This window comes from Melaminivora alkalimesophila (assembly GCF_000282995.1).
GTDB classification, from domain to species: Bacteria; Pseudomonadota; Gammaproteobacteria; order Burkholderiales; family Burkholderiaceae_C; genus Melaminivora; species Melaminivora alkalimesophila.
This window is the reverse complement of the sequence record NZ_ALEE01000235.1, coordinates 1-7344: the sequence shown is the minus strand read 5'-3', so window position 1 is coordinate 7344 and position 7344 is coordinate 1. Positions and strand designations below refer to the sequence as shown.

The 7344-nt window shown below is 69.7% G+C and carries 9 protein-coding genes; 4 read left to right on the top strand and 5 right to left on the bottom strand.

From position 1 onward, the window contains the following. From A612_RS04240 to A612_RS04220, 5 genes are all read right to left on the bottom strand, one after another. Positions 1-370 (bottom strand): radical SAM protein (locus A612_RS04240; RefSeq protein WP_040435999.1); only part of this gene is annotated, 370 nt, incomplete at its 3' end. A 10-nt stretch (positions 371-380) separates the two neighbouring features. Then, positions 381-980 (bottom strand): RdgB/HAM1 family non-canonical purine NTP pyrophosphatase, encoded by a 600-nt coding sequence (gene rdgB, locus A612_RS04235; protein ID WP_040436003.1) that lies wholly within the window; start codon positions 978-980, stop codon positions 381-383. A 39-nt stretch (positions 981-1019) separates the two neighbouring features. Then, positions 1020-1754: a ribonuclease PH gene (gene rph, locus A612_RS04230; RefSeq protein ID WP_019373307.1), complete on the bottom strand. Its 735-nt coding sequence runs from the start codon at positions 1752-1754 to the stop codon at positions 1020-1022. A gap of 72 nt (positions 1755-1826) precedes the next feature. Next, positions 1827-2732 carry a PP2C family protein-serine/threonine phosphatase gene (locus tag A612_RS04225; RefSeq protein ID WP_019373306.1) on the bottom strand — a complete coding sequence of 302 codons (906 nt, stop codon included), beginning with the start codon at positions 2730-2732 and terminating at the stop codon, positions 1827-1829. Further along, positions 2729-3745, bottom strand: coding sequence for a serine/threonine protein kinase (locus A612_RS04220; RefSeq protein ID WP_040435997.1), 1017 nt, complete (start codon positions 3743-3745; stop codon positions 2729-2731). Before A612_RS04220 ends, A612_RS04225 begins: the two co-directional genes overlap by 4 nt. A 97-nt stretch (positions 3746-3842) precedes the next feature. On the opposite strand from A612_RS04220, the gene A612_RS04215 reads away from it, so the two are divergent. The 4 genes from A612_RS04215 to A612_RS04200 all read left to right on the top strand — a co-directional run. Next, positions 3843-4724, top strand: a complete 882-nt coding sequence (locus A612_RS04215) for a YicC/YloC family endoribonuclease (protein ID WP_019373304.1) — start codon at positions 3843-3845, stop codon at positions 4722-4724. A gap of 30 nt (positions 4725-4754) precedes the next feature. After that, positions 4755-5378 (top strand): guanylate kinase, encoded by a 624-nt coding sequence (gene gmk / locus A612_RS04210; protein WP_019373303.1) that lies wholly within the window; start codon positions 4755-4757, stop codon positions 5376-5378. Between the two features lie 19 nt (positions 5379-5397). Continuing rightward, positions 5398-5601 carry a DNA-directed RNA polymerase subunit omega gene (gene rpoZ / locus A612_RS04205; RefSeq protein WP_011804389.1) on the top strand — a complete coding sequence of 68 codons (204 nt, stop codon included), beginning with the start codon at positions 5398-5400 and terminating at the stop codon, positions 5599-5601. A gap of 132 nt (positions 5602-5733) precedes the next feature. Next, the coding region (locus tag A612_RS04200; RefSeq protein ID WP_040436001.1) for a RelA/SpoT family protein at positions 5734-7344 on the top strand (1611 nt) is incomplete at its 3' end.

The window sequence follows — 7344 nt, the reverse complement described above, 5'->3', positions numbered from 1 at the left end:
CTTCCAGCGGCAGCCGCGCCCGCACCGCCGCCAGCAGGCGGTCGATGGATTCGGGCGCAAACAGACTGGGTGTGCCGCCGCCGATGAAGACGCTGTGCACCGTGCGGCCCCACACCAGGGGCAGGGCGGTTTCCAGGTCGGCGATCAGGGCATCGACATAGCGCTGCTCCGGCAGGCCCTCGACGCCGGCGCGCGCCTCGTGCGAATTGAAATCACAGTAGGGGCACTTGCGCAGGCACCATGGGATATGGATGTAGAGCGACAGCGGCGGCAGGCTGGTGAGTTGCAGCAGGCCAGGGCGCAGGTAGTGCAGCGCATCGCGCGCCGGTGCGGGAGCGGGGCCTGGATCGGGGTGGATGGGAATGCTCATCGGGCCGGTCCTACAGCCAATGCTCGCGGATCAGGGCCTCCATCTGCCGGGCAGCGCGCCCGCGGTGGCTCAGCGCGTTCTTCTCATGCGCCGGCAGCTCGGCGAAGGTGCGACCCAGCTCTGGCAGGAGCAGGACGGGATCGAAGCCGAAGCCGCCCTCGCCCCGCGGCGCCGGGGCGATCTCGCCATGCACCCGGCCCACGGCGATCAGCGGCTCCGGGTCCTCGGGCGAGCGGACAGCCACCAGCGTGCTGACCATGGTCGCGCGCCGGTCCTGCACGCCCTGCATCTGCTCGAGCAGGGCGCGCACGTTGTGGGCGTCGCCCTGGGGGTAGCCGAACCGGGTGGCGTAGTGTGCCGTCTGCACGCCCGGCTGCCCGCCGAAGGCCTGCACGCACAGGCCCGCGTCGTCGGCCAGCGCCGGCAGGCCGGTGTGCGCGGCGGCAAAGCGCGCCTTGGACAGGGCGTTCTCCACAAAGGTATGGAAGGGCTCGGGCGCCTCGCCCACGCCCAGCTCGCCCTGGGCGATGAGCTGCACGCCCAGTGGCGCGAGCATCTGCTGCAGCTCGGCCAGCTTGCCGCGGTTGTTGGAGGCCAGGACCAGTTGCATCGTCATCGAAAGAGGAAAAGTGAAGTCGCGCGCCTGTGCTCAGGCAGCGATGGCGGCGCGCTGCAGCGCGTGCAGCTGTGCGATGCCCGATTGCGCCAGGTCGAGCAGGGCGTCCAGCTCCCGGCGGGAGAAGGCCGAGCCCTCGGCCGTGCCCTGCAGTTCGACGAAGTGTCCGGCATCCGTCATCACCACGTTCATGTCGGTGTCGCAGGCTGCGTCCTCGCGGTAGTCCAGGTCGAGCAGCGCGGCGCCCGCCTGCAGGCCCACCGACACCGCCGCCACCGCGCCACGCAGCGGCGAGCGCGCGAGCTGCCCGCCGGCCAGCAGCGCGGCCACGGCGTCGTGCGCCGCGACCCAGGCGCCGGTGATGGCGGCGGTGCGCGTGCCGCCGTCGGCTTGCAGTACGTCGCAATCGAGGTGGATGGTGCGCTCGCCCAGCAGCTGCAGGTCGAAGACGGCGCGCAGGCTGCGGCCGATCAGCCGCTGGATCTCCTGGGTGCGCCCGCTTTGCTTGCCGCGCGCCGCCTCGCGGTCGCTGCGCGTGTGGGTGGCGCGCGGCAGCATCCCGTACTCGGCCGTGACCCAGCCGGCGCCGGTGCCGCGCCGGTGGGGCGGCGCCCGCTCTTCCACGGAGGCGGTGCACAGCACCCGCGTGTGGCCGAACTCGACCAGCACAGAACCCTCGGCGTGCATGGTGTAGCCGCGCGTGAAGCGGATGGGGCGCAGGGCGTCGGCGGCGCGTCCATCGGCGCGCAGGGGGGCAGGGGAAGTCATCGGCAGATCGCTTTCATGCAAACGGGGCAGTGGCGCCGCGCGCTGGGCGCAGCGCCTGGGCTGCCGGCAGGTTCAGGGCCGGCGCGCGGCCGAGCGCCGGATCGCCTCGTTGATCTCGGCAATCGAGCGCTCGATCGCCTCGTCGTCCAGGTCGTCGTGCTCGAAGTCGTCCAGCGGCTCGCACTGGATGGTCGATGCGAAGACGTCGTCGCCGAAGCCCTCGGTGGAGATGCCCTGCGTGGATTCGAAGGCGTCGGGCACCTCCCATTCCATGGCCAGCACCGTGACGTTGTCGCTGGCGTCGCCGGCGGTGCGCAGTGCGTCCTCGACCAGGTCCGGGACGGCGTGCGAGACCGACTGGCGCCACAGCTGGCGCGCGATGGTCGCGTCGTCCAGCGCGCCCCAGAGCCCGTCCGAGCACAGCAGGAGGCGGTCGCCCTGCTCCAGCAGCATGGGCTGCGCCACGTCGAACAGCGGCTTGGTGGGCGAGCCCAGGCAGGTGAACAGCACGTTGCGGCTGACCCGCTCCAGACCGGGAATGGCGGCGTTGCGCAGCTCCTGGTAGGAGTGGTCGCGCGTGCGCGCCAGCACCTCGCCGTCGCGCACCAGGTACAGGCGCGAGTCGCCGCAATGGATCCAGTGGGCGCGCCCGTCCTGCACCACGGCCACCACCAGCGTGGTGCGCGGCGTGTCGAGCATGCCGTGGCTGTTGGCGTGGCGCAGGATCTTGTGGTGCGCGGCGAGCAGCGCCGAGGACAGGAACTCCTGCACGTTCTTGAGCGCCGGGCGGGCCTGGCGCTGGAACATGGCAGAGACCGTCTGGATGGCGATCTGCGCTGCCACTTCGCCCTGCGGGTGCCCGCCCATGCCATCGGCGAGCACGAACAGGGCCGACTCGCGCGTGTAGCAGTAGCCCATGCGGTCCTCGTTCTTCTCGCGGCCGCCGCGGCGGCTGATCTGGAAGACGGAGAACTTCATCGGGGCCGGGTTCCCATGTCGGTGGCGCCGCCCACGCGCTGCACGCTCTTCTTGGTATCAGAGACCAGGGAGTCGAGCTGCATGCGCATGCGTTCGGCCACCGACAGCCGGGTGTAGCGGCGCTCGCCCTCGCGCGCCAGTTCCTTCTGCAGGGCAAACACCGACTGCGGGCGCGACAGCGGATCGAGCGCCATGCACCACTCCACCACCTCGATCAGGTTGTCGGAGTAGATGCCGCGCAGCTTGTTCAGCGCCAGCCCCAGGCGGTCCTTCTCCTGGCGCTGTGGCGCCTCGTTGGGCGGGAAGCCCTGCATGCAGGCGTACATGCAGGCGCCGATGGCGTAGATGTCGGTCCACGGCCCGAGCTGGGTGTCGCGGCGGTACATCTCGGGGGCGGCAAAGCCCGGCGTGTACATCGGGCGGATGAAGTTGCCTTCCTTGGACAGCACCTCGCGCGCCGCGCCGAAGTCGATCAGCACCGCCTTGTTGTCGTCCGTGATGAAGATGTTCGCCGGCTTGATGTCCAGGTGCAGCATCTTGTGCTGGTGCACGATGCGCAGCCCGCGCAACACTTCGTCGAACAGCGAGCGGATGGTCGACTCGCGAAACACCTTCTGGGCCTTGAGCTCGCGCGCCGTGATGATGAATTCCTGCAGGCTCGCGCCCTCCAGGTAATTCATCACCATGTAGACGGTCTCGTTCTCGCGGAAGAAGTTGAGCACGCTGACCACCGAGGCGTGCGAGATCTGCGCCAGCGAGCGCCCTTCCTCGAAGAAGCTCTTGAGGCCCAGGCGGTAGAGCGAGAGCTTCTCCGGCGGCACCTTGGGCAGCAGCTCGCCCGGCTCGCGCGTGGCCAGGGCCGCGGGGATGTATTCCTTGACCGCGACCTGCTGGCCTTCGGCGTCGAGAGCCAGGTAGACCACGCCGAAGCCTCCGGCCGCCAGACGCCGCACCACGCGGTAGCCGCCGATCACGGTGCCTGGGGGCAAGGGAGCCGGTTTGGTTTTCGACATGGGCAAAAAACAGGGCGGGCGCGGAGTGCTGCCGCAAAACCCGGATAATCCCGGGATGGCAGACCACCCGTCACAAAGTCCTGGGCCAGTTTACAGCATGACCGGCTACGCCAGCGCCCAGCTGGAGGCCGCCGGCCCGGACCGCACGGCCCCCTCGCTGGGGCTGGAACTGCGCTCGGTCAACAGCCGCTTCCTGGACCTGGCGCTGCGCCTGCCCGAGGACCTGCGCATGCATGAGCCGGCGCTGCGCGCCCTGCTCAGCGCGGGGCTCAGGCGCGGCAAGGTCGAGCTGCGTGCGCATGTCGAGATGGAAGACGGGGCGCGGCTCACCGAGCCGCCCGTGCAACTCCTGGAGCAGGTGGCCAGGGTGCAACAGGCGGTGCGCGCCGTGCTGCCGGACGCGGCGCCGTTTCGCATGGTGGACGTGCTGCGCCTGGGCGCCGGTGCGGGCGCCAGCCGCCAGGACCTGGGGCCGGCCCTGCTCGCGCTGGCGCGTCGGGCCCTGGATGAGCTGAGCGAGGCGAGGGCGCGCGAGGGCGCCCGCCTGGCGCAGATGCTGCGCGAGCGCGTGCAGCAGCTGCGCAGCCTCGCCGAGCAGGCCGGTCCGCTGGTGCCGCAGCTGGTGCAGCAGCAGCGCGAGCGCTTCCTGGAGCGCTGGCGGGAAGCCATGCAGCTGGCCGAGGGCGCCGCCGTGCCGGAGGCGGCGCAGGAGCGAGCGCTCACCGAGGCCACCGCCTATGCCATCCGCATCGACGTCGCGGAGGAGCTCACCCGGCTGGTCGCCCACCTGGACGAGATCGAGCGCCTGCTGGCGCGCGGCGGCGAGGTCGGCAAGCGCCTGGATTTTCTCATCCAGGAGCTGCACCGCGAGGCCAACACCCTCGGCTCCAAGTCCGCCACGATGGAGCTCACGCGCATCGGCGTGGACATGAAGGTGCTCATCGAGCAGATGCGCGAGCAGGTCCAGAACCTGGAGTGACCCCTTTTTCTGACAGCGCCAACCCGCCTCATGGACTACCCCGGAAACCTTTTCGTCGTCTCGGCCCCCAGCGGCGCGGGCAAATCCAGCCTGGTCAAGGCGCTGATGGAAGTGGACTCGCACGTGCAGCCCTCCGTCTCCCACACGACGCGCGCCCCGCGCGGGCAGGAGCGCCACGGCCGCGAGTACTTCTTCGTCTCCGATGCGGAGTTCGACGCCATGGTGGCGGCCAATGGCTTCGTCGAGTGGGCGAACGTGCATGGACGGCGCTACGGCACCTCGCGCCGCGCCATCGAGGAGCGCATCGCCCAGGGCGGCGACGTGGTGCTGGAGATCGACTACCAGGGGGCGCTGCAGATCAAGCAGGCCTTCGACGACGCCGTGCTGGTCTTCATCCTGCCGCCCAGCTGGGAGGAGCTGCGCTCGCGCCTGGAGCGGCGCGGCGAGGACGCGCCCGAGGTGATCGAGATGCGGCTGAAGAACGCCGAGCTGGAGATGGCGCAGGTCGAGAAATTCGACTTCGTTATAATCAATGAAGTCTTCGAGCGGGCGCTTTTCGACCTGAAGACCATCGTCCACGCCCAGCGGCTCAAGTACCTGGCCCAGCGCCGCTCCCGGGCCGACACCTTCGCCTCGCTCAACATCCCCGAATAGCTTTTCCCTGGAGCATCCCATGGCACGCATTACCGTGGAAGACTGCCTCGAGCAGATCCCGAACCGTTTTCAGCTGGTGCTTGCCGCCACCTACCGCGCGCGCATGCTCAGCCAGGGCCACGCGCCCAAGATCGAGAGCCGCAACAAGCCGGCCGTGACCGCGCTGCGCGAGATCGCCGCCGGCAAGGTCGGCCTGGAGATGCTCAAGAAGGTGCCGGGCTGAGCCGCCAAGGCTGTCGCCACCCAGCACGAAAAGCACCGCGCGGCGGTGCTTTTTTCATGGCTGCCCCGCAAGGCGCACTGGCGCTATAGTTAGAGGGCCATGGCTTCCTCCTTCAACGCGGTATTGACCCACATGCCAGCGCCGCCAGGTGACGGTGGCGAAGGGGAGGTTGTGGCCCGCACCGCCGTCGCCAACGCCGCGGCTGCCAGCTTCGCCGCGTTGCTGGAAAAACTCGACTACCTCGACGAGGCACAGGTCGAGCAGGTGCGCCAGGCCTACCGCTACGCCGACCAGGCGCACCTGGGCCAGTGGCGCAGCAGCGGCGAGCCCTACATCACCCACCCCATCGCCGTCGCCGCGCTGTGCGCCAGCTGGAAGCTCGACGCCCAGGCGCTGATGGCCGCGCTGCTGCACGACGCGATGGAGGACTGCGGCATCACCAAGGCCGACTTGGTGGAGCGCTTCGGCGCCCAGGTGGCCGAGCTGGTCGATGGCCTGACCAAGCTCGACAAGCTGCAGTTCAACACGCGTGAGGAAAACCAGGCCGAGTCCTTCCGCAAGATGCTGCTGGCGATGGCGCGCGACGTGCGCGTCATCCTCATCAAGCTGGCCGACCGCACGCACAACATGCGCACCCTCTCGGACATGCCGCGCAGCAAGTGGCGCCGCATCGCCTCCGAGACGCTGGAGATCTACGCCCCCATCGCCCACCGCCTGGGGCTGAACCAGACCTACCGCGAGCTGCAGGACCTGTCGTTTCGCCACCTGCATCCGTGGCGCTACGCGACGCTGGCCAAGGCGGTGGCGCGCAGCCGCAGCCGCAGCCGCGACGCGGTGCAGAAAGTGCAGGCCGAAGTCGATGCCGCCTTTGCCCGCACCGGCATGCCGGTGCGCCTGGCCGGGCGCGAGAAGACGCTGTTCGCGATCTACGAGAAGATGCAGCTCAACCACCTGAGCTTCGCCCAGGTGAGCGACCTGTACGGTTTTCGCGTGGTGGTGCGTTCGGTGCTCGACTGCTACACGGCGCTGGGCGTGCTGCACCAGATCTACAAGCCGGTGCCGGGCAAGTTCAAGGACCACGTCGCCATCCCCAAGCTCAACGGCTACCAGTCGCTGCACACCACGCTGGTCGGCCCCGCGGGGCTGAACGTCGAGTTCCAGGTGCGCACCGAGGAGATGCACGTGGTGGCCGAGGCGGGCATCGCCGCCCACTGGCTCTACAAGGCGCGGGCGGGCGAGGGCGACGCCGCCGAGCGCATGGGCACGCAGTGGCTGCAGTCGCTGCTGGACATCCAGAACGAGACGCGCGATGCGGCCGAGTTCTGGGACCACGTCAAGGTGGACCTGTTCCCGGATGCGGTCTACGTCTTCACGCCGCGCAGCCAGATCCTGGCGCTGCCGCGCGGCGCCACCGTGGTGGATTTCGCCTACGCCATCCACAGCGACGTGGGCGACCGCACCGTGGGCGCGCTGGTCAACAACGAGGAGGTGCCGCTGCGCACCGAGCTGAAGAACGGCGACGTGGTGGAGGTGCGCACGGTCCAGGGCGCGCGCCCCAACCCCGCCTGGCTGGGCTTCGTGCGCACGGCACGCGCGCGCTCCAAGATCCGCCACTACCTCAAGACCCTGGCGCAGAACGAATCGGTCGGGCTGGGCGAGAAGCTCCTCACCCAGGCGCTGCGCGCCGAGGGCATCGAGCAGCTGCCCGACCCGCAGGAGCATGCGGCGCTGTGGGAGCGGCTG